The organism is Salipiger bermudensis, from assembly GCF_017309175.1.
Classification (GTDB): Bacteria; Pseudomonadota; Alphaproteobacteria; order Rhodobacterales; family Rhodobacteraceae; genus Salipiger; species Salipiger bermudensis.
The window spans coordinates 1-18617 of record NZ_JAEKJV010000004.1 but is presented as its reverse complement, the minus strand read 5'-3'; the positions used below and the strand labels follow the sequence as shown (position 1 = coordinate 18617).

The following is an 18617-nucleotide window of genomic DNA, read 5'->3' as shown; positions in this document are numbered from 1 at the left end:
CCTACAGGATCTTGCGTCGCAGGAAGGAGGACACCATCTCGCCGAAGATGACCAGCGCAAGGATCGTCAGCAGCACCGTGGCAACCTCGGGCCAGTTGAAGGTGTCGATCGCACCTTGCAGGATCATGCCGATGCCGCCGGCGCCGACCAGCCCCAGCACGGTGCTTTCGCGCAGGTTGATGTCCCAGCGCAGGATCGACACGGCGAAGAAGGCGGGCATGACCTGCGGCACGATCGCGTAGAGCACGATCTTGAACCGGGACGCACCGCAGGCTTCGAGCGCCTCGACCGGCCTGCGATCGATCTCCTCGATGGCCTCGCCCAGCAGCTTGCCGAGGAAACCGATGGAGCGGAACATGATCGCCACGATGCCCGCCACGATACCGGGTCCGAAGATCGCCACGAAAAGCAGGGCCCAGATGATCGTGTTCACGGACCGCGACGACACGAGGATGAAGCGGCCAAGCCACAGGCAGGCGCGATTGGGCGTGGTGTTCTGTGCGGCGATGTAGGCGACGGGCAGAGAGACGACGACCGCGATCATGGTGGCGAGCGTAGCGATGTTCACGGTCTGCCAGATCGCTTCGAGGATGGAGGGCAAGTTGGACGGATCGGGTGGAATCATGCGACCGAAGAGGTCCGCCATCTGCGCGGGGCTGTCCCAGACCCAAGCCCAGATCACGTCGATGCTTCCCAGCGCCCAGGCGACCACGGCGGCGGCGGAAACAAAGCCTGCGTAGCGGATCAGGCGCTGTTTCGGCGTGAAGCGAGACCAGTCGTCCCGACCGCTGAGCGCTTCGGAGAGGGGTTGCGTTTGTGAAAGAGTGTTCATGTGATGCGCTTTCGGATGACGCCGCTGACGGCCTCGGAGACGAGGATCACGCCGACGATGACCATGGTGATGGCGAGGGCGAAGTCGTAGTCGTAGCGGCCGAACGCATTGGCCAGCGTCGCTCCGATGCCGCCCGCGCCGACGATGCCTACCACGGCGGAGGCCCGCAGATTGCTGTCGAGCTGGTAAATCCCGAGACCCACGAGGCGCGGCATGACCTGCGGCAGCACGGCGTAGACCTGGGTCGTGAGAAACCCGGCTCCGGCGGAGCGCATGGCCTCCACCTGTCCGAAGTCGATCTCCTCGATGCGTTCGGCCAGCAGCTTGGCGACGAACCCCACGGAATAGACGACCAGTGTCAGAGCGCCCGCGAAGGGGCCAAAGCCCACCGCCTTGACGAAGATGATGGCGACGATGACCGGGTGGAAGCTGCGGGCAATGATGATGATCGCGCGCCCCAGCAGATAAATGGGCTTGGGCGCGATGTTGCCCGCGGCCATGAAGGCAAGCGGGACGGAAAGGATGATGCCACCCACTGTGGCGATGATCGCGATCTTCAGGCTTTCCATGAAACCGTCAAAGAGCAGGCCCGCGCGGTCGAAGCTGGGCGGAAAGGCCCCGCTGAAGATGCGCTGTGCCCGGCTGAGCCCGTCGGAGACGCGGTCCCAGTCGATGGGCAGCGTGGCGAGGGTGAAGACGATGTAGACAAGCGCTCCGAGATAGAGCGCGTAGCGCAGCACCGGGTTGGCGATGAAGGGCGGTTTCCGCCAGCTGTCTGGACGGGTATCGGACGTCGCGCTCATGCGGCGGCCCCCGCCTCGGCGCGGTCCTGTGCGGGAACGCCCGCGTAGATCTGGTCCATCTCTGCGCGTGTCAGCGCGGCGGGCTTGTCGTCAAAGATAATCCGGCCGTAGCGCATGCCGACGATGCGGTCGGAGAACTCCTTGGCCTCGGTCACATTGTGGATGTTGATGATGACGGGCAGGTTCAGCTCGTTTGCGAGGTCGCGCAGGAGCGACATGATCTGCTCCGAGGTCTTGGGGTCGAGCGAGGCGGTGGGCTCATCGGCCAGCAGGATTTCGGGTCGCTGCATCAGCGCGCGGACCACGCCGACGCGCTGGCGCTCGCCGCCCGAGAGTTCGTCGGCGCGTTTGTCGGCATAATGGGCGATGCCCACACGCTCCATCAGCTCGAAGGCGCGGCGAATGTCGTCCTTGGGGTAGCGGCGGGTCAGCGCGGCCCATGTCGAGATGTAGCCCAGGCGCCCGGCCTGCACGTTCTCCATCACGGTCAGCCGGTCGATGAGGTTGAAACTCTGGAAGACCATGCCGATGCGGCGGCGCGCGGTGCGCAGCTCGCGGCGGGACAGGTTGGTGAATTCGGTGCCATTGAGCACGACGGAGCCGGAGGTCGGTTCCACAAGGCGATTGATGCAGCGCAACAGTGTCGATTTGCCCGCGCCGGAGGAGCCGATCACGGAGGTGAGCTGTTCGCCCTCGACCGTCAGGTTGAGCTCTTTCAGCACCGGATCGCCGGTGCCGTAGCGCTTGGTCAGGTTGGTGATCTTGAGCATGGGGGCCTCTTGAGAATGGCGCGGCCAGCGCCCTGTCCATGATAGGCAGGGCGGCGCAACGTGCCCGGCGCGCATGGGCGCACCGGGCTGGCGATGTCGGAGGGGATCAGTTCGCGGCGAGACCCTGCGGGGTGTATTCCACGCCGTTGGACGCCTGAATCTGGCGGATCACGGCCCACTGATCCTTGTAGGTGATCGGGATGAACTTCGACACGCCGTCGAATTCTTCACCCAGCGCGGTGCCTGCGAAGTCGAAGGAGAAGAACGCCTCTTTCACCTTTTCAGCGAGCTCCGGGTCGAGGTTGTGCGCCATGGTGAAGGAGGTGGTCGGGAACGGGTCGCTCTCCCAGATCTTACGCACCTCGGCGGGATCGTAGAGGCCGCGTTCGGCCATGCGGTCCACCACTTCGGAGGCAACGGGGGCTGCATCGTAGTCACCCGCGACGACGCCCAGCATGGATTGGTCATGCGAGCCGGAGTAGACCACCTCGTAGTCCTTGTCCGGTTCCACGCCCATATCGGGGAACAGCGCGCGCGGCGCCTGATTGCCGGAGTTCGACGTGGGCGAGGTGTGGGCCACGCGCTTGCCCGCGAGGTCAGCCACTTCCTGAATGTCACTGTCGGCTTGCGTGAAGACCTGAAGTCTGTAGCCGAACTGGCCGTCTTCGGCGCCCATGATCGCAAACGGCACGGCGCCCGCGAGGTTCACCGCGAACGGCGTCGGTCCGGTGGAGAAGCCTGCGACATGCAGACGACCCGAGCGCATCGCCTCGACCTCTGCGGAGTTGGACTGCACCGCGAAGAACTGCACGTCCTTGCCGGTAACCTCGGAGAGATGCTCGATGAACGGCTCCCAGATGTCGGCATAGACCGCCGGGTCTTCGACCGGGGTATAGGCAAAGACCAGAGTATCGGGATTGGTCAGCTCCGCCGGATCGGTGGGCGTGTCGGCCACGAGATCGCCGTTGGCGTCGCAATAGAGCATGTCGAGCGCGCCGCGCTCGGCGCAGTCCTGCGCATGGGCTGCAATCGTGCTGCACGTCAGGATGCCCAGTGCGGTGGCCGCACGGGTGATGAATGGTGTCATGGTGTCCTCCCTTTGACAGCGAGCGGCGCGCTGGCTCATCTCGCATCATGCTGGCAGGCTAGATGCGACGCGCTGGCGATTGCGAGCATCGAACAGTTAACGAAACCACAGAAGACGCGCTGAATTGTTAACAGTATTACAAAGCGGCGCCGGGTGCTTAAAGTCCGATGTGATCTGCGCTACGGCTGGGTCTGGCCGTCGGGGAGGCGGCCTCTTGCCAGCACGTCGCAGGAGGAGCGTCACATGCAGGCCACCCGTCCGATTGACGGCTCAGAGCCGGTCATCGCCATCGTCGATGACGACCCGCAGGTGCGCGAAACCCTGTCGGCGCTGATGCATGACAGCGGGTTCGCGGCGGTCTCCTGTGCCGATATCGACGCCTTTCACGCGCTCGGAGACCCGCCGCCCGTGGACCTCGCGCTGATCGACCTGCGGCTCCGGGGCGAGTCCGGGCTGACGCTGGCGATCCATCTGCGCGAGCGCCACGAGATCCCCATCGTCATGCTGACCGGCGTGGGCGACGAGATCGACAAGATCATCGGGCTGGAAACCGGCGCGGACGACTATCTGATCAAGCCCTTCAATCCGCGCGAATTGGTGGCGCGCATCCGGGCGGTGCTGCGCCGGTACGGCCATGCTTCCGCCCGCGCCGTGGCGCCGGGCAAACGGCAGATCGCGTTTGGAGAAAAGCGGATCGATCTCGATGCGCGGCGGCTGCTCGATGGCACGGGCGAAGAGGTGCCCCTGACCAACGCCGAATACCGCCTGCTGGAATTTCTCGCCCGCAATCCCGAACGGGTGGTTCCCCGAGAGGAGCTTCTGGAGGCATTGGGGGCCGACACGCAACGCTATGTCGACCGCACGGTCGACGTGCTGATCCTGCGCCTGCGCCGCAAGATCGAGCGGGTGCCCGCCAAGCCGGTGCATCTGCAAACCCGCCGGGCACGCGGCTATGTGTTTCATCTGGCCGCCGGATGACGTGGTTTCGCGACCTTGGCGTGCGGGTTCGCCTGTCCGCCGCGCTGGCAGTGATGTTCGCGCTCATGCTTCTGGTCAGCGTGATCGGATTGCGGGTCCTTGATCGCACCGAAATCTGGATGAATGTGCTGCATCGCGACACGTTAACTGAGGTTGCTGCCGCGATGGATCTGTCGCGTGAAGCCTCCGATCTTGCGACTTCGGCGCCGTTCCTGTTTGCGCTCTTTACGCCCTACCAGTTGGAACAGGAGGTCGCCGGGGTCATGGCGAACCTCGGCCGCGTGCGACAGTCCTCGGCCAACGATCCCGCGCTGGCGCTGCCGCTGGCGCGGTTGGGGATCGCCATCGAGGATCTGGCACAGGCGCTGCTCCCGCAAAGCGCCCGTCAGGCGGAGCTGGATGCCATCGACCGGGCTCTGGTCCGCCTGAACGCCCGAAGCAGGCGGATGGCACAGGATAACCTGTTGCCGCTGCAAACACGCCAGGACTGGAGCGCGCTCCAGCAGTTGACCGCCGTCGCCCTGGGCGCTGCACGGGCGGAGGAACTGATCGAGCTGGGCGGGTTTGCTCGCGATTTCCAACGCCAGAGCGAGACGCTTGAGACTACGATCGGCAATGACCCGCGCGAGACTTTCGACGAGATTTCCTCGACCGTGAAACGCGCGAGCGGGTTGTTCGTGCTCAAGCACGGTGATCTGTCCGCCCGGCTTGATGCCGAGAATGCTTTGTTCCGCATCCGGCAGGAAACCCGTCGGGTCAGCGCTTTTGCCGAGACCAAGGTGGCCCAGGCCGAGGGCCGGCTATCCCGGGCCCGTGCCGCGACGTCGAACACTTTGGCCTTCGCGCGCAATGCCTTTCTCGCGTTGATCGTTGCGAGCCTTGTCGTTGCGGTGACCTCCTCGATCTACGTGTCGCGGCACGTCGCACGCAATCTCGAGCGCATCTCCGGCGCGATGCGGCGGCTCGCTTCGGGAAACCTGCGCGTGGACCTGCCCGATCCGCCGACATCCCGCGACGAGATCGGTCAACTGTTCACGGCGTTCGGCGTGTTCCGCGACAACGCCCGCAAACTGGACCGGCGCACGGCGCAGATGCGACAGCAAAATGCGCTGTTTTCGCGCGTTTTTCAAAACATAAAGGATGGCGTCGCGGTCGAGGCGGCGGACGGTCGGATCATCGCCGAGAACGAGAACCTGAGAAACCTGCTCCGCCTGCCGCCGGATATCGAAGGAGCATCCGATCGAATGAGCGGCCTGATCGCAGCCTCCCCTTTCTGCCAAGGGGCCGGAGGAGATGAGCGAGGCGGCTTCGAGGAATACGGTGATCCCGATGGAAACGTGATCGAGATACACAAGTCTCCCCTGCCTGACGGCGGCCAGGTCTGGCTGATCTCCGAGACCACCGAACGCAAACGCATGGAGGCTCGGCTGGAGGCAATCCGCCGGGTCGAGGCCTTGGGCAAGGTCTCGGGCGAAGTGGCACATGATTTCGGAAATATCCTCTCGAGCATCTCTGGCAACCTCCACCTGCTGGAGCAAGCCGAACCGGAGCGCCGACGCGATTTGCACGGACGACTCGGGGCGGCGGTCGATCTGGGAACAAGCCTGACGGAGCGGCTTTTGGCCTTTGCCCGCAAGCAGCATCTCGCGCCGCAGGTGACGGATGTCTCGGAACTTGTGACGGGCATGGCGGATCTTCTCGAAATCGCCATCCCGGAGCAGGTCTCGCTGATCGTGGACGTCCCCGAGTCCCCAGCGACCTGTCTCGTCGATCCCGGCCAGCTTGAGAGCGCCATCCTCAATTTGTGCATCAATGCCAGTCAGGCCATCGTCGCGACAGGTGCCGACGCGGGACGGATCGTGGTGTCTGTGAAAGCCAGCGACGTGGTCGAGGTCGCGGTACGCGACAGCGGGTGCGGCATGTCCGAAGATGTGTTGCGCCACGCGACGGATCCTTTTTTCACGCGCAGGCAAGATGGCGGCGGCACTGGCTTGGGGTTGTCGATGGTCGACGGCTTCGTGCATCAATCTGGAGGTCGCCTCGACATCGAAACAGCAACCGACCCCTCATTCCATGGGACGACGGTTACCATGTTCTTCCCGCGACAGGAGGATGCACAAGAGACGTCGCCTCCGGTCAGTCCGAGGACCGCACTGGTCGTCGATGATGATCCGGCAGCGCTCACGCGATCCTGCAGCATTCTGGAAGCCCTCGGGGCAGAGGTCATTCGCTCCGCGTCTTATGCGGAGGCGATCGAGGTCTTGAAGGGCCTCGAGCATCTCGACCTGATGTTGGCCGACCTTTGGCTTGATGACGGGTTCACCGGTCGCGATCTGATCGACAGGGCGCGTGGCCTCTTCCCTGATTGTCGTTTCGCGCTTATGTCCACGCGCCGCGCGCCACCGGATTTGCCTCGGACTGTTGCGTTCGTTCCAAAGCCTGTCACTGAAGAACCCTTGCGTGACCTGTACTCCGCCGATCTTCGGGAGACACCTGCCTCGCACGCATAGTGATGAGCGTGCGTCATTCGTGTGGGGAGCGAGGTGCCCCTATTCGTGAGACAATGACCGCAGGTTGACACGCCAGTTCCTATGGTGTGAGCGGATTGGGATGGCAATTGTTGTACAGTCGTGCAATACGGTGCGCGGTTTTGAAAGGGAGCCGCAACCATGTCCGAGACTACTCCCATCACTGGCGTCTATCTCAGCGCGACAACTGACCTTGATGCGCTCTACGGCGACGCGCTTCGGCGTGCAGCGAAGGATGTCGTGCTGCGTCACCCGGATGAGATCGACCGGCCCGAGGACGTGCGCTTCGCGATCTGCTGGGAGCCGGGGGAAGGGGCGTTCGCGCCCTATCGGAACCTCGGACTCGCCATGTCCGTCGCCGCAGGGGTCGATGCGCTGCTGTCCCATCCGGGCCTGCCGGAAACGGTGGCCGTGGCACGGGTTCGCGATCCGCACCAGGCCGAACTCATGGCGGGCTTCGCAGTCCACGAAGTGCTGCATCATGAGCGTGGCTTTGAAGAAATGGCGCGAAACGCCGCTCAGGCGCGGTGGTCTCCAATCCGGATGCGTGCGCCGGCCGCGGTGCAGGTGGCCGTGCTTGGGCACGGGACCATGGGGCGTGCCGTGGTCCGGGGATTGCGGGCGATGGGCTTTGCCGTCCGTGTCGCCTGCCGCAGCATGCCCGAGCTTCAGCTGGATGGTGTCAGCTACCTGACAGGTCCCGGCGCGGTGACGTCTGCGGCCGAAGGCGCGGACCATCTCGTCAACGTGCTGCCGCTGACCGCCGAGACAGAGAACGTGCTGAACGGGGCGCTCTTCGACCGCCTCGCGCCGGGCGCGTCGCTGGTGCAGATCGGGCGCGGCGAGCATCTTGTCGAGACGGATCTGGAGGCCGCTCTGGACAATGGACAGCTCAAGGGGGCGACGCTCGACGTCTTCCGCGAGGAGCCGCTTCCGGCAACGCACCGCTTCTGGCGCGACGCGCGGTTGCGGCTGACGCCGCACGTCGCCAGCGACTCGCTGCCGGAGGTGGTGGCCGCGCAGGTCATCGAGACCGCGCGGGCGCTGCGCGACGGGCGACCCATGGCCTATGCCGTGGATCGCTCGCGCGGCTACTGACGGGGTGGAGCGGGCGGGCTCAGTGCCCGCTCGGCACCCGGCCCTCGAGCCAGCGCAGCACGACCGTCAGCGTCCCGCTCAGGCACAGGTAGATGGCGATCAGCAGCAGCAGCGGCTCGTAGGTCAGGTAGGTGTCCTGCCGCACGCGGGTGATGACCGCGTAGAGATCGGTCACGGTGATGGTTGCCACCAGGGGCGTCGCCTTCAGTTGCAGGATGATTTCGCCGGCCAGCGTCGGCAGGGCCCGTTGCACGGCGCGCGGGAACCAGACCCGGCGGAACACCATGAGCCGCGGCATCCCGAAGGCGCGCGCGGCCTCCAGTTCGCCACGCGGCACTCCGGCAAAGGCCCCGCGCATGATCTCGCCCTGATAGGCGGCGAAGGAGAGCGTCAGCGTCAGGAAGCCATAGGGCCAGGCCTGCCGCAGGTAGGGCCAGAGCCACGAGCCGCGTATCTCGGGGAACTGCGCGAAAAGCGCGCCGAGCCCGTAATAGATCAGCCAGAGTTGCAGCAGCAGCGGCGTGCCGCGGATCACCGTGCAGAAGCCAGTTGCCAGCCAGCGCAAAGGCGCCGGGCCGGTCACCTGTACTGCCCCCAGCGGCAGCGCGAGAGCAAAGCCCGCTATGACGCTGGACGCCAGCAATACAAGCGTCACCAGCAGGCCGTCGCCGATCTTGGGCAGGTAGACCGGGAGCCAGCTCCACTCCATCTGGGTGATGATTGCCAGCAGCGCGGCGAGGGCCAGCCCGGCCATGACAAGGCGGTGCGGCATCAGCAGCGGCGCGAGGCGCGCGCGCAAAGGCAGCGCGGGGGCAGGGTGGATCGGGGTGACGATGTCGATATCGGGCATGATACGCTCCTCAGGCGGCGGCCGGCAGGCCGCGGCGCGCGCGCCGCTCTAGCCAGCGCAGGCCGAGGTTCGAGATCAGGGTGAGCGCGAGATAAAGAAGCCCGGCGGCGAAAAAGAACAGGAAGTATTCCCGGGTCGCGGCGGCCGCCTGCTTGGTCACGAGCGTCAGCTCGGAGAACCCGATGACGGCGAGGAGCGCCGTGTCCTTCGTGGCGATCATCCACAGGTTCGCCATGCCGGGAAGCGCGTGAGGGGCCATCGCCGGCAGGGTTACGCGGCGCAACACCCTGAATGGCGACATGCCGAAGGCTTGCGCGGCCTCGATCTGTCCGGGCGGCACGGCGCGGATGGCGCCGCGAAACACCTCGGTTGCGTAGCCGCCCTGCACCAGCCCGATGACAAGGATACCGGCGCTGAGGCCGTCGATGTCGATGCCCTCACGCCCGAAGGCGGCCATCAGCTGGTTCAGCAGATCGGTGCCCACGTAGTAAAACAGCAGCATCAACACGAGTTCGGGCACCGCGCGGATGAGCAGCGTGTAGATCTCGGCGATGTCGCGCAGCACGCGGCCGCCGTAGAGCTTGGCAGTGGCGCCGATCAGGCCGATGACGATGCCGAGCAGATAGCCGCCTGCCGCCAGTTCGACCGAGCGCAGGAACCCGGCGAGAAGCGCGCCGCCCCATCCCGGTGAGGTGAGTGCAAGCAGGCTGAAATCTATTGCGTCGATCATCGTGCGGCTGTGTCCCGTGTTGTTGCAGAGACCGGGCCGCGACGCTCGCGTCGCGGCCCGGAAAGACGGCTCAGCTGCCGTAGATGTCGAAACCCGCGAAGTAGGGCTCGGACAGTGCGTCGTAGGTGCCGTTTTCACGGATTGCCGCGATGCCGGAGTTCACCCGTTCCAGCAGGTCGGTGTCCTCCTTGCGCAGGCCCACACCAACGCCGTTGCCAAGGATCGACGGGTCGCTCTCGACCGCGCCGCGATACTCGCAGCAGGCTTCGCCGGCGTCGCTCTCGAGGAACGGCATCAGCGCCAGCATGTCGCCGACCACCGCGTCGATGCGGCCCGCCGCCAGGTCCTGCAGCTCTTCGTCCACCGTCGGGTAGCTGCGGATATCCGCGGCGGCCTCCGAGAAATGCGCGCGGGCATAGGTCTCGTGGATGGTGCCCACCGAGACGCCGAGATAGGCGCCCTCGATGCCTTCGGCGGAGGGCTGGATCTCGGTCTCTTTCAGCGCGATCACGCCGGTCGGCGTGTCATAGTATTTGTCGGAGAAGGCGATCTGCTTGGCGCGCTCCTCGGTAATGCTCATGGAGGCGACGATCATGTCGATCTTGCCGGTGTTGAGCGCCGGGATGATGCCATCCCAGGCCACCGGGGTGATCACGCAGTCGGCCTCGATCTCGGCGCAGAGCGCATCGGCGAAGTCGATCTCCCAGCCGCTCCAGTTCCCGCTCGAGTCGGGGCTGTAGAAGGGCGGATAGGGCTCGGCTGCGATACCGACCTTGTAGGGTTCCGCGAGGGCCGGAGCGGCGAGCGCGGCGGCGGCTGTGGCGGCGAGCGCGAGTGTCTTGAACATGGTGTCTCCTCTGTTTGGTGTCTTGGTGTCGCGCGATCAGGCGATCGAGCGGATGAATTGCTGAAGGTGCGGCGAGCGCGGATCTCCGAAGATCTGCTCGGGCGGGCCCTGCTCCTCGATGCGGCCGTCCTTCAGGTAGACGACGTGGCTGGCGACATCGCGGGCGAAGCCCATCTCGTGCGTGACGAGGATCATCGTGCGCTTCTCGGCGGCGAGGTCGCGGATCACGTTGAGCACCTCACCGACCAGCTCCGGGTCGAGCGCTGAGGTCGGCTCATCGAAGAGCATCGCCAGCGGCTCGACCGCCAACACTCGCGCGATGGCGCAGCGTTGCTGCTGACCGCCGGACATGTGTGCGGGATAGGCGTCTTCCTTCTCGGCGAGGCCGACGCGGTCGAGCACCTGCCGGGCGCGGGCGACGGCCTCGTCCCGGGATATGCCCAGCACCTGCACCGGCACTTCGATCACGTTGCCGAGCACGGTGCGATGCGGCCACAGGTTAAAGTTCTGGAACACCATGCCGAGTTGCGCGCGGATGCGTTGCAGCTGTCGGCGGTCCGCCGGTTCGAGGCCGCCGTCACGGGTGGGGCGCATCGCATAGGTCTCGCCGTGAATGGCGATGTCTCCGGCGCTCGGGGTCTCGAGCATATTGATGCAGCGCAGCATCGTGGACTTGCCAGAGCCCGAGCCGCCGATCACCGCCACCACGTCGCCGGGGCGGGCGGTGAGCGAGATGCCCTTGAGCACCTTAAGATGTCCGAAGCGCTTGTGCAGGTCGCGGATTTCTACCGCCGGCGTGGCGTCGTTCATGGCTGTCCCTCTGCCAAATCCGGGCGTTCCCGGGTGGCTCTTCCCTTGCAATTTCTTCGCTGTTGTACGACTGTAAAACAAATATCGACGAGGAAGTCAAAGTGACGATACGGAACACGCTCGACATGATGCGTTTTGCGGCGGGAGGCTGGGCGTGACCCGGCGTGCCTACAGCCGCCTGTCACAGGACCGTCGCCGCACCGACCTGCTGGAGGCGACGCTGTCCTGCGTCGCCGATCTCGGGCTCGACCGGGCCGGGGCGCGGCAGATCGCCGAGCGGGCCGGGGTCTCGGCGGGCCTGATCCGGCACTACTTCCCGTCGAAGGACGAGATGGTGCGTGCGGCCTATGCCTACCTGATGGGTCAGATGACTGCCGCCGCTGAAGATTCCGGGGCCGGGGATGAGCAGTCGCCCGAGGCGGCGCTGGCGGAAGTCATCGCGGCCAACTTCGCGTCGCCGAGCCTGTCGGGGGTGAAGGTCTCGCTCTGGGCCACCTTCGTGGGGCGTGTGCGCGTCGATCCGGCCTATGCCGACATCCACCGCGAGGGCTACCGGGAGTTCCTCGATCTGCTCGAGGCGCGAATCCACCCGGTGCTGGTGGCGCAGGGCGGCCCGGCGGACCCGTCGCGGTGCAAGCAGCTCGCCATCGCGCTCAACGGGCTGATCGACGGCCTGTGGATCGAGGGCTCGCTGGGCCACGGGCTCTACGACGCGCGGCGGCTTCCGGCCATCGCGCTCGGCGCTGCCGAGGGCATCCTGCGCCTGCCCGACACAACGCTGACGCGCCATTTGGCGCTCGAAGACGAAAGGAGCTGACATGCGGTATGCCGCGATCACCGAACGCCTGCGCACCCTCGGAGGGGACAAGTGGGCCGTGCACAACGCCGCGCGCGCCCGGCGCGATGCGGGCGAGGAGATTCTCGAGCTGACCATCGGCGAGCCAGACATCTCGCCCGCGCCTGAACTGATTGAGCACTGCGTCGCCTCGCTCCGCGCTGGCCGCACGCAGTACTCCAACGGGCGCGGCGAGCCCGGGCTGGTCGATGCGCTGGTCGAGGCCTACCGCCCGCGCCATCCACAGATTGGCGCCGAGAACGTGCTGTGCTTTCCCGGCACGCAAACCGCGCTCTTCGCGGTGATGCTGGGGCTGGTCGGGCCGGGCGAGGGGGTGCTGATCGGTGATCCCTACTACGCCACCTACGAGGGCGTGGTGTCCGCCGCGGGCGGTCACGTGCAGGCGGTGCCGCTGCACATGGACCGGGACTTTGTGCTGCAGCCTGCGGACCTGCGCGCGGCGATCACGCCCGACAGCCGCGTGCTGCTGCTCAACACGCCGCACAACCCGACCGGCGCGGTGATTGACCGCGCGACGCTGGAAAAGCTGGGGAGCATCTGCGCCGAGCACGATCTGTGGATCGTCTGCGACGAGGTCTACGCTGAGCTGATCTTCGAGGGCAGCTTCACGTCGCCGCTGGAGATCGAGTCACTGCGCGAGCGTGTCGTGGTGGTGTCTTCGGTCTCCAAGAGCCACGCGGCCACCGGCTTCCGCAGCGGCTGGGCCATTGGACCGGCGGAGTTCTGCGCCGCGCTGCTGCCGATTTCCGAAACGATGCTGTTCGGCAACCAGCCGTTCATCGCCGACATGACCGAGGCCGCGCTGCGCGGCGATTTCGACACGTCGGCGCGGATGCGCGAGGCCTTCGGACGGCGCGCGCGGATGCTCTGTGACCGGCTGAACGCGGTGCCGGGCCTCTCGGTGCAGATGCCCCGGGGCGGCATGTTCCTGATGCTCGACGTCGCGGGCACCGGGCTGAATGGCGAGGCCTTTGCCTGGAGGCTGCTGGACGAGCAGGGGGTGGCGGTGATGCCAGGCAGTGCATTTGGCGGCAACGGCGATGGGCTTGTGCGGGTTGCGCTGACCGTCCCGGATGCAGAGCTTGAAGAGGCGGCGCGGCGCGTAGACGCTCTCTGTGCTGACCTGTCTGTGCGTTCAGTCCCGTCGACCGCCATGCGCTAGCGCAGCATCCTGCCGAGAGGTGCCACTCTTGACCCGCTCGATATCCTGATTTCGAGGCGCTGGATGCCGGATCAATTTGCGCTGCCGAGCACGCCGATTGGCGGCTTTCCGATACGCGGCAGCGCCGTAATAGGCTCAGGATCCATCGATTTGAGCTGCGTGAGATGACTCCCGGAGCTTTCGTTTGGGTGACGCGGCTTGATCAGGGGGAAGACAATCAGCTTCGCGGCGTATTTTTTTCAGCAACGCTGATGGCGTGTGCGGGGGAAGACCTCATCCATCGCTTTCCAGAATCCGAGGGCGCCGTCCGCTGCCCGGCAGTGCATAGCCAAAGGCAGTGTCACGAGAGGGGCCGACAGCAAATTTCGGCGCGAGCGCCAGACCGCTGGCCCTGAAATCGACCAGTGGTTCGCGCCAGCTATGTGCGCTTTCGCCTGCCTCCCGGCGCTGCAGATGCGCGCGATGCACGCGGCCTCCGACGCGCCGGCCTCGATGACCATCGCCGCTTTCAGCCTCGGCAACGCCGTCGGCGCCGGGATCGGCGGGCTCGCGCGCGGGGCGGGCTGGTGGCGCTGTGCCTCGGTGCCCGTGGCCGGCGCGGTGCGGGCCTTCGTGGGCTTCGTAGTGATCTGGCTGATGTGTGACCGCGTTCGCGTGGCGGCGGAGTGAGCCGGGCAAAGTTGGCAAGGCCCGAAACGGTTTCATGAATATTCATCATGGCCGGCGTGATTGTCCGAGAGCTAATTCCCGGCGATTTCAACGCCATATCTCTACCCACAGAGCAACAAACCCAGAGGGCACCATGGGCTGGAGCAACAGCGAACTCGAACGGATCGCGGTGGCGGATGATTTCCGCATCGCGCCGCTGCGCGAGGACGGCCGGACCACCGGCACGCCCACCTTCATCTGGTCCGTGGTGGTGGAGGGCGCGCTCTACGTGCGCGCCTATAGTGGCCCCGGGTCAAGCTGGTTCCGCGCTGCTCTGCAACAGAAGGCCGGCCAGATCAGCGTGGCGGGGATGACCCGCGACGTTGTCTTCGATGCCGCGGACCCGTCGCTCAACGACCGCATCGACGAGGCCTACCGGGCGAAATACGGCCACAGCCGCTACTTCGCCCCGATGGTTTCCAAGCGGGCACGCGCCGCGACCGTGCGGGTCGCGCCGGCCGAAACCGATTGAAACTTTGGGGCCGGCCCGGTGCCGCGCCCCACACGATAGGACGAAGATCATGAAACAGCTTCTGACCGGCAAGACCGCCATTGTGACCGGGGCAAGCAAGGGCATCGGCCTCGCCATCGCCGAGCTCTATGCCGAGGAAGGCGCCAACGTGGTGATGACCGCGCGCGGCAAGGATGCGCTCGAGGACGCCGTCGCGACGATCAACGCCAGAGCTGGCGGACGGGCGCTGGCCGTGGTGGCCGACAGCGCCGATCCCGACGCGCCGGCGCGCGTGTTCAAGGAGGCAATTGACGCCTTCGGCCAGGTCGACATCCTTGTGAACAACGCCGGTGTCGGCGAGATGTACGCCATCGAGAAAACCTCGACCGAGCATTTCGACGAGATCATGCAGATCAACCTTGCGGGCCCGTTCCGCTTCTGCCGCGAGGCGGTCAACCACATGATGCCGCGCAACGAGGGCCGGATCATCAACGTGAGTTCGGTGAACGGCACCACGCCGATCTGCGGCGTCGCCTACACGACCACCAAGGGCGGCATCAACACCATGACCCTCAACATCGCGATGCGCCTTTCGGGCACCAAGATCCGCTGCAACGCCATCGCACCAGGCGTGACCGACACCGACGCGGCGCGCGCCTGGGCCGCCGGTGAACAGGAAGGCGGCGGCGAGATGCTGGAATTCTCCGACAAGTACACCAACACCACCGTTCCGGGCACCGAACCGATCGACCAGGCCTACGCGGCGCTCTACCTTGCCTCCGACATGGGTCGCGCCGTCACAGGGCAGGTCATCCAAGTGGATAACGGCCAATTTCTCTGAGCTGTTTTCGACCAGTCCATGCCGGCCCTCGTCCCAACTCCTGGGGCGAGGGCATTTTCGCATTCGCCAAGAAGGCCAACCGATGAACCGACGCACTCTCTTTCGTTCCTGCGCCGCGACGCTCGGTCTTGGCGCTGTCGGTGGGCTCTTTGCCTCCTGCGCGCAAGTTTCGCGCAACCCGTATTACAGCGGCCCGGTGAGCGATCATTTCGACGGCACGCGCTTCTTCAACCCGATTGTGAGCGCTACTTAAGGCGCGATTTCCATGGCGTGGTACGGTAGGGGCGTCGGCCGAGTTCCTCCATCATCTTTTCGCGGAAAACCTCGGCCGGGGTCCTCCATCCGAGGCATTTGCGGGGCGTGTTGTTGAGCTGGTCGCAGAGTTGCTTCGGCTCGAGCTCCGTCATCGCCGCGACGTCACGCTGCCTTGGAAGCCAGCGCCGGAGCCGGCGGTTGGTGTTCTCGACTGTGCCTTTCTGCCAGGGCGAGGAGGGGTCGCAGAACCAGTTCTGGGTTCCGAGCTGGGCCTGCAGGTGCGGCCATGACACGAACTCCGTGCCGCGGTCGAAGGTGATGGATCTGCGGCCCGCCACGGGAAGATCCCGCACCGCCTTCGCAATCTGCTTCATGACCGGTTTCGTGCGCCTGTTCGCATTCTTCAGCAGCACGGTGAACCTGCTGACGCGTTCGACAAGAGAGGTGACGTTGGTCGGACCAAGGGATCGCTTGAACAGTATCAAATCGCCTTCCCATGTGTGGATACCTCGGTCGGTGCAAGCATTCTTTTGAACGGGTCGAACATGTGATCGGGTACGGTCATGTGTCAGGCCTCGATGTGCGGCTTTGACAATGCCGCGGGCCGGTATGGCGATGCGAAGGTTGGGTCCATATCAATGCACCCGAGCTGCAAGCTCTCTGGGAAGGCCTGGTTTTCCCAACCTCGATCTGGTCGATCGTTTGTCCTTACTGTTCAATGTCCGTCTCACACCTGCCAACCCTTACCGTGTCACGCGGCAAGGGCGGGGTCTCGATAGTCCTCCTGTTTCGTCATCATCGCCCAGATCGCGCGGGCGGTTTTGTTTGCCAAGGCGATGGCGACCAGCATCCGGGGCTTGCGCGTCAGCATCTGCTCTAACCAAGACCCTTTGGGAGGGCCGTTCTTGACCGCCCATCTGACCCGCGTCATTGCGCCGATGATCAACAGTCTGCGAATGTCCCGTTGTCCCATCTTTGAAGTGCGCCCCAGAATTTGCCGGCCACCTGTCGATTTCTGAACAGGGACGAGCCCCAGCCAGGCCGCAAAATCACGCCCCCTTCGGAACCCTTCCATTGGCGGGGCGAAGGCTTGAATTGCCATGGCGCTGACGGGGCCGACACCCGGGGCGGTCTGCAGGCGGATCGTCTCAGGATCGCTCCTGGCTTCTTCTTTGAGGCGCTTTTCTATTCTCATGATCCTGATGTCGAGACTGCCAATCTGCTCGAGGTGCAGGCGACAAAGCTCCGTGACGCCGGATGGGAGTGTGCTCTCTGGAGCATCGAGCTGCGCCTCGAGTTTCCTGACGAATGTCCGTCCGGGAGGTGCGATGATGCCATATTCCATGAGGTGCCCGCGCAGCGCGTTGATGAGGGCGTTGCGTTGTCGGACGAGGAGATAGCGCGTCTTGAAGACCATGGACCTGGCCTGCTGCTCAGCGGATTTCACGGGCACGAACCGCATCGTCGGACGCACCACGGCCTCCGCAATGGCCTCGGCGTCATTCGCATCGTTTTTCTGCCGCTTCACAAAGGGCTTCACGTAGATCGGCGGGATGAGCCGCACTTTGTGGCCGAGTTTCATGAACTCCCGGCCCCAATAGTGCGACGAAGCGCAAGCCTCCATGGCGACGAGGCAGGGCGGGTGGTCGGCCATGAACCGGGTGAGCTGCGCCCGCGAGAGCTTCTTGCGGAATACGGGCCGTCCTGACGCCGCCGCGCCGTGAAGCTGAAAGACCGACTTTGCCAAGTCGATGCCGATGACTGTAACCTCTTCCACGGATACCTCCTCCATGCTGGTGCGTTTCAACATCACCATCTTGGCACACCGCGATGCCGTTGCGGGGTGAGGTATCCACACCATCAATGCCCGAATTCCCTGCGGTGTGCGACATCATCCGGGCGCAACAGGATACTGACATCACGGTCGAATTTTGGAGCCCGGCGCTTCCGGGCGCGACGCGGCCGGCGGGCCTTACGGTGTTCGGGCAGGTACCACCAAAGCTCCTGCGCCCTGCCTTCCTTCGAGTAGATGTAGCGGTATACAGACCCGAAGCGTCGCACCTTCCTGGACCAGCCGGTTGCCGATCTGCGCAGGCGTCCCGTCGACCGGCAGGCGCATGCGCAGCATGCTGCCGAGAGGGGGCCGTTCTTGATCCGCTCGACGACCTGATTTCGAAGCTCTGGATGCCGGATCAATTTGCGCTGCCGAGCACGCCGATTGGCGGCTTGCTGATGCGCGGCGGCGCCGTAGTAGCCATCATAACCCGGCAGGCACTCATCGCTGAACCAGTCACGCTTGATCCCGCGATAGATGGTGGCTTTCGAGCGCTGAAGGACGCGCGCCATCTCCCGAACCGGGATTTTCGCGAGCTTCCAACGTTCGATCTGAACAGGTTCCTTGACGTTCAGTGCGTATATACCGCTCCCATGGCAGACTCCCTCCATTAGATAACCGACTGTTTTCTTAATGGGAGTTGCACTTGAGGGTAGCGCGTACCCGTGAAGCAAACCATGTTGCAACCAAGTAGAAATGTCACCGGGCTTGCAAAGCAGAAGTGTCACTCTGAGTGCTGTCGGCAGCAAAGCCTGACAGGGCGTAGACCTCAATTATCGCAGCCCTGGCTGGCTTTGCGGGCTGCGTTTCGCTTGCGGTCTACGAGGGTGTTCCAGCCGTTGTTGCGGCGTCCGTTCTTCCGGTATCCGTTTCGCGCACTTTCCGGGCGCACCTCGGCGCTGGCGGCGGCTTTATCCTGCTCTGCCTTGATGTGGGCAAGGACGGCACTGAGATGCTTGTTGTCCGTTATCGCCGCGTGTGTGACGCGCTGCTGATGCGGATCGAAGATGGTGCAGGGCAGGGCGATGCCATTGTGCCGAACCTGGATGCGCCCGTCGGAGAACTCGTAGGTGTCAGCGTATTTGCCGACAAGACCGCGCGTCAGATCGTTGACTTCCAGCCGGATGCGCTTGTGGTCGTACTTCAGGGTCAGATCTTTGCTGACATAGCGTTTGTT

18 protein-coding genes and 4 pseudogenes are annotated in these 18617 nt (G+C 64.8%); 9 read left to right on the top strand and 13 right to left on the bottom strand.

The annotated features are described in order from the left end of the window. Position 1: 1 nt before the first annotated feature. The 4 genes from phnE (JF542_RS06640) to phnD all read right to left on the bottom strand — a co-directional run bounded on the left by phnE (JF542_RS06640) (position 2) and on the right by phnD (position 3492). Positions 2 to 832: a phosphonate ABC transporter, permease protein PhnE gene (phnE, locus tag JF542_RS06640; RefSeq protein WP_207075228.1), complete on the bottom strand. Its 831-nt coding sequence runs from the start codon at positions 830 to 832 to the stop codon at positions 2 to 4. Further along, the gene (phnE, locus tag JF542_RS06635; RefSeq protein WP_207075227.1) at positions 829 to 1635 is read right to left on the bottom strand and encodes a phosphonate ABC transporter, permease protein PhnE; all 807 of its coding nucleotides are present in this window, start codon (positions 1633 to 1635) and stop codon (positions 829 to 831) included. The genes phnE (JF542_RS06640) and phnE (JF542_RS06635) overlap by 4 nt, the downstream gene beginning before the upstream one ends. Further along, entirely contained in the window at positions 1632 to 2405 is a 774-nt protein-coding gene (gene phnC / locus JF542_RS06630) for a phosphonate ABC transporter ATP-binding protein (RefSeq protein ID WP_007801567.1), read from the bottom strand. Before phnC ends, phnE (JF542_RS06635) begins: the two co-directional genes overlap by 4 nt. 106 nt (positions 2406 to 2511) lie before the next feature. Further along, complete coding sequence (gene phnD / locus JF542_RS06625) at positions 2512 to 3492, bottom strand: phosphate/phosphite/phosphonate ABC transporter substrate-binding protein (RefSeq protein WP_207075226.1); 981 nt, start codon at positions 3490 to 3492, stop codon at positions 2512 to 2514. 243 nt (positions 3493 to 3735) lie between these two features. On the opposite strand from phnD, the gene JF542_RS06620 reads away from it, so the two are divergent. The 3 genes from JF542_RS06620 to JF542_RS06610 all read left to right on the top strand — a co-directional run bounded on the left by JF542_RS06620 (position 3736) and on the right by JF542_RS06610 (position 8096). After that, positions 3736 to 4470, top strand: coding sequence for a response regulator (locus JF542_RS06620; RefSeq protein WP_207075225.1), 735 nt, complete (start codon positions 3736 to 3738; stop codon positions 4468 to 4470). Beyond that, the gene (locus JF542_RS06615; protein WP_207075224.1) at positions 4467 to 6980 is read left to right on the top strand and encodes an ATP-binding protein; all 2514 of its coding nucleotides are present in this window, start codon (positions 4467 to 4469) and stop codon (positions 6978 to 6980) included. Before JF542_RS06620 ends, JF542_RS06615 begins: the two co-directional genes overlap by 4 nt. A 159-nt stretch (positions 6981 to 7139) precedes the next feature. Continuing rightward, positions 7140 to 8096 carry an NAD(P)-dependent oxidoreductase gene (locus tag JF542_RS06610; RefSeq protein ID WP_207075223.1) on the top strand — a complete coding sequence of 319 codons (957 nt, stop codon included), beginning with the start codon at positions 7140 to 7142 and terminating at the stop codon, positions 8094 to 8096. A gap of 19 nt (positions 8097 to 8115) precedes the next feature. Here the strand turns inward: JF542_RS06610 and JF542_RS06605 are convergent, their stop codons facing one another. The 4 genes from JF542_RS06605 to JF542_RS06590 form a co-directional block, all read right to left on the bottom strand. Then, complete coding sequence (locus JF542_RS06605; protein ID WP_207075222.1) at positions 8116 to 8946, bottom strand: ABC transporter permease; 831 nt, start codon at positions 8944 to 8946, stop codon at positions 8116 to 8118. A gap of 10 nt (positions 8947 to 8956) precedes the next feature. After that, positions 8957 to 9676, bottom strand: coding sequence for an ABC transporter permease (locus tag JF542_RS06600; protein ID WP_207075221.1), 720 nt, complete (start codon positions 9674 to 9676; stop codon positions 8957 to 8959). A 70-nt stretch (positions 9677 to 9746) separates the two neighbouring features. Continuing rightward, entirely contained in the window at positions 9747 to 10523 is a 777-nt protein-coding gene (locus JF542_RS06595; RefSeq protein WP_207075220.1) for a transporter substrate-binding domain-containing protein, read from the bottom strand. Positions 10524 to 10559: 36 nt separating this feature from the next. Next, complete coding sequence (locus JF542_RS06590; RefSeq protein ID WP_207075219.1) at positions 10560 to 11333, bottom strand: ABC transporter ATP-binding protein; 774 nt, start codon at positions 11331 to 11333, stop codon at positions 10560 to 10562. A 154-nt stretch (positions 11334 to 11487) separates the two neighbouring features. Here JF542_RS06590 and JF542_RS06585 point away from each other — a divergent pair, with 154 nt between their 5' ends. Both JF542_RS06585 and JF542_RS06580 read left to right on the top strand, forming a co-directional pair. Further along, on the top strand, positions 11488 to 12150 hold the full coding sequence (locus JF542_RS06585; protein WP_007801549.1) for a TetR family transcriptional regulator C-terminal domain-containing protein: 663 nt from the start codon (positions 11488 to 11490) through the stop codon (positions 12148 to 12150). A gap of 1 nt (position 12151) precedes the next feature. Next, on the top strand, positions 12152 to 13351 hold the full coding sequence (locus tag JF542_RS06580) for a pyridoxal phosphate-dependent aminotransferase (RefSeq protein ID WP_207075218.1): 1200 nt from the start codon (positions 12152 to 12154) through the stop codon (positions 13349 to 13351). A 242-nt stretch (positions 13352 to 13593) separates the two neighbouring features. Here JF542_RS06580 and JF542_RS06575 read toward each other — a convergent pair. Continuing rightward, positions 13594 to 13783, bottom strand: a pseudogene (locus JF542_RS06575) (hypothetical protein); the annotation flags it as partial. A 21-nt stretch (positions 13784 to 13804) separates the two neighbouring features. Here JF542_RS06575 and JF542_RS06570 point away from each other — a divergent pair. The 4 genes from JF542_RS06570 to JF542_RS06555 all read left to right on the top strand — a co-directional run bounded on the left by JF542_RS06570 (position 13805) and on the right by JF542_RS06555 (position 15604). Continuing rightward, on the top strand, positions 13805 to 14020 hold the full coding sequence (locus JF542_RS06570) for a hypothetical protein (protein ID WP_207075217.1): 216 nt from the start codon (positions 13805 to 13807) through the stop codon (positions 14018 to 14020). A gap of 133 nt (positions 14021 to 14153) precedes the next feature. Then, positions 14154 to 14531, top strand: a complete 378-nt coding sequence (locus JF542_RS06565) for a DUF2255 family protein (protein WP_207075216.1) — start codon at positions 14154 to 14156, stop codon at positions 14529 to 14531. A gap of 49 nt (positions 14532 to 14580) precedes the next feature. Next, a complete protein-coding gene (locus JF542_RS06560) occupies positions 14581 to 15351 on the top strand; it encodes an SDR family NAD(P)-dependent oxidoreductase (protein ID WP_207075215.1) in 771 nt (256 codons plus the stop codon). Positions 15352 to 15433: 82 nt separating this feature from the next. Then, complete coding sequence (locus tag JF542_RS06555) at positions 15434 to 15604, top strand: hypothetical protein (protein WP_207075462.1); 171 nt, start codon at positions 15434 to 15436, stop codon at positions 15602 to 15604. Here the strand turns inward: JF542_RS06555 and JF542_RS06550 are convergent. From JF542_RS06550 to JF542_RS06535, 4 genes and pseudogenes are all read right to left on the bottom strand, one after another. Further along, a pseudogene (locus tag JF542_RS06550) lies at positions 15597 to 16133 on the bottom strand (IS30 family transposase); the annotation flags it as partial. The gene JF542_RS06555 and the pseudogene JF542_RS06550 sit on opposite strands and share 8 nt — an antisense overlap. Before the next feature lie 224 nt (positions 16134 to 16357). Then, on the bottom strand, positions 16358 to 17383 hold the full coding sequence (locus JF542_RS06545) for an IS110 family RNA-guided transposase (RefSeq protein ID WP_207075214.1): 1026 nt from the start codon (positions 17381 to 17383) through the stop codon (positions 16358 to 16360). 86 nt (positions 17384 to 17469) lie between these two features. Then, positions 17470 to 18035, bottom strand: a pseudogene (locus JF542_RS06540) (transposase); the annotation flags it as partial. A 174-nt stretch (positions 18036 to 18209) separates the two neighbouring features. Further along, positions 18210 to 18617 (bottom strand): annotated as a pseudogene (locus tag JF542_RS06535) (ISNCY family transposase); the annotation flags it as partial.

Excerpts from the sequence above, each read along its gene's own strand:
- phnE (WP_207075228.1), bottom strand. The coding sequence starts at position 832 with ATGAACACTCTTTCACAAACGCAACCCCTCTCCGAAGCGCTCAGCGGT.
- phnE (WP_207075227.1), bottom strand. The coding sequence starts at position 1,635 with ATGAGCGCGACGTCCGATACCCGTCCAGACAGCTGGCGGAAACCGCCC.
- phnC (WP_007801567.1), bottom strand. The coding sequence starts at position 2,405 with ATGCTCAAGATCACCAACCTGACCAAGCGCTACGGCACCGGCGATCCG.
- phnD (WP_207075226.1), bottom strand. The coding sequence starts at position 3,492 with ATGACACCATTCATCACCCGTGCGGCCACCGCACTGGGCATCCTGACG.
- JF542_RS06620 (WP_207075225.1), top strand. The coding sequence starts at position 3,736 with ATGCAGGCCACCCGTCCGATTGACGGCTCAGAGCCGGTCATCGCCATC.
- JF542_RS06615 (WP_207075224.1), top strand. The coding sequence starts at position 4,467 with ATGACGTGGTTTCGCGACCTTGGCGTGCGGGTTCGCCTGTCCGCCGCG.
- JF542_RS06610 (WP_207075223.1), top strand. The coding sequence starts at position 7,140 with ATGTCCGAGACTACTCCCATCACTGGCGTCTATCTCAGCGCGACAACT.
- JF542_RS06605 (WP_207075222.1), bottom strand. The coding sequence starts at position 8,946 with ATGCCCGATATCGACATCGTCACCCCGATCCACCCTGCCCCCGCGCTG.
- JF542_RS06600 (WP_207075221.1), bottom strand. The coding sequence starts at position 9,676 with ATGATCGACGCAATAGATTTCAGCCTGCTTGCACTCACCTCACCGGGA.
- JF542_RS06595 (WP_207075220.1), bottom strand. The coding sequence starts at position 10,523 with ATGTTCAAGACACTCGCGCTCGCCGCCACAGCCGCCGCCGCGCTCGCC.
- JF542_RS06590 (WP_207075219.1), bottom strand. The coding sequence starts at position 11,333 with ATGAACGACGCCACGCCGGCGGTAGAAATCCGCGACCTGCACAAGCGC.
- JF542_RS06580 (WP_207075218.1), top strand. The coding sequence starts at position 12,152 with ATGCGGTATGCCGCGATCACCGAACGCCTGCGCACCCTCGGAGGGGAC.
- JF542_RS06570 (WP_207075217.1), top strand. The coding sequence starts at position 13,805 with ATGCGCGCGATGCACGCGGCCTCCGACGCGCCGGCCTCGATGACCATC.
- JF542_RS06565 (WP_207075216.1), top strand. The coding sequence starts at position 14,154 with ATGGGCTGGAGCAACAGCGAACTCGAACGGATCGCGGTGGCGGATGAT.
- JF542_RS06560 (WP_207075215.1), top strand. The coding sequence starts at position 14,581 with ATGAAACAGCTTCTGACCGGCAAGACCGCCATTGTGACCGGGGCAAGC.
- JF542_RS06555 (WP_207075462.1), top strand. The coding sequence starts at position 15,434 with ATGAACCGACGCACTCTCTTTCGTTCCTGCGCCGCGACGCTCGGTCTT.